The 370-nt window shown below is 68.9% G+C and carries 1 protein-coding gene; it reads left to right on the top strand.

The genetic code is table 11. The features are described from left to right. A partial coding sequence (locus ACFI33_RS11805) for a DDE-type integrase/transposase/recombinase (protein ID WP_462624058.1) occupies positions 1-370 on the top strand: 370 nt, incomplete at both ends.

Genomic DNA, 370 nt, shown 5'->3' with positions numbered 1-370 from the left:
TGACGGGGGCGGCTGGCGTGCTCACGGACGGGACTCCGAGAACGCGCGAGCAGCCAAGCGCGGGCCTGGCCGACGGGTCGGCTACACCTACCTGCACTCGGCGATCGACGGGTTCACCCGCCTGGCCTACACCGAAGCGTTGGAGGACGAGCGGGCGGCCACGACCGTGAGCTTCTACTGCCGGGCGAGGGCGTTCTTCGCCGCGCACGGCATCACCGTGGACCGGGTGATCACGGACAACGGGAACAACTATCGGGCTGCGGACTTCACCGCGAAGGTGGTCTCGCTCGGGGGCCGGCACCACCGGATCCGACCCTACACCCCGCGCCACAACGGGAAGGTCGAACGCTACAACCGGCTGATGGTCGAT

It is taken from the genome of Micrococcus sp. PSi08, from assembly GCF_054960655.1.
This window is presented reverse-complemented; position numbering and strand designations above follow the sequence as displayed.